Genomic DNA, 874 nt, shown 5'->3' with positions numbered 1-874 from the left:
AAATAATAATAAATCAAGATAGTGTTCCTAGTTTAACAAGAATATTAATTAAAAATGATATAGATATTTTTGAAGTTAGCCCTAAAAAGCCAACATTAGAGGAAGTATTTTTATCTTTAACTAAACAAAAGGAGTTACTATAATAATGCAATTTATCTTTAAAAGTGTAAATAGTGAGATAAGGAAAATTGGTGGGAGAAAATTATTATTATTTTCTTTGTTTTTTTCATTATTATCAAGCTTTTTGTGTATAAGTTATTTTATTTTTAACAAGAATAATCCTGACATGTTTCAATCTACAAATCTTATAGCAATTACAGTAAACTTTAATACACTAACATTAAGCATTTTTTCTGCTTGTATGTGGTATTTTATCATTTCTTCTGAAAATAAATATGGTACTTGGGCTATTATTTATACAAAACCCATCTCAAAATTCAAGTTATTGGTAGCTAAAAATATATTGTTTATACTGTTCTATTTGATCTTTAATATTTTAAATTTTTCGGTTATGGGTATCTATACTTTTATAAATGGTTATGAAATATCTATACTGTATTTTTTAAAAATGTTGTTACTTTGTACCATTTTATCTTTAGCAATACCATATTCTCAATTGCTTTTTCATTTAATTATAAAAAAGGGAATTCTAGCAGCATCCTTGTCAGTTATTTGGATTTTCTTTAGCGTAACATATGGATTATTCCCTACAATATTCACAAAGACATTTCCAATATTTTATGCATTGAATATAGTAAGTGACGTAATGATTAAAAAACCAACTATTTTAATATATCTTGCAAGTTCTGCAATATATATTTTAGGAATTATGTTATTAAGTGTGAGTTTTAAATATTATACAGATGAATAATAA

The 874-nt window shown here is 23.5% G+C and carries 1 protein-coding gene and 1 pseudogene; both read left to right on the top strand.

Annotation, left to right across the window (positions count from 1 at the left end):
* Positions 1 to 143 (top strand): annotated as a pseudogene (locus tag GBN78_RS29835) (ABC transporter ATP-binding protein); the annotation flags it as partial.
* A gap of 2 nt (positions 144 to 145) precedes the next feature.
* The gene (locus tag GBN78_RS29830; RefSeq protein WP_152128042.1) at positions 146 to 871 is read left to right on the top strand and encodes an ABC transporter permease; all 726 of its coding nucleotides are present in this window, start codon (positions 146 to 148) and stop codon (positions 869 to 871) included.
* The last annotated feature ends 3 nt before the right edge of the window (positions 872 to 874 follow it).

The organism is Bacillus sp. B2-WWTP-C-10-Post-4 (assembly GCF_009183805.1).
Lineage (GTDB): Bacteria > Bacillota > Bacilli > Bacillales > Bacillaceae_G > Bacillus_A > Bacillus_A cereus.
The sequence above is the reverse complement of the archived record's forward strand: the minus strand, read 5'-3'. Positions and strand labels throughout refer to the sequence as shown.

What these genes read in the sequence shown, in the direction of transcription:
- GBN78_RS29830 (WP_152128042.1), top strand. Translation starts at nt 146, where the DNA reads ATGCAATTTATCTTTAAAAGTGTAAATAGTGAGATAAGGAAAATTGGT.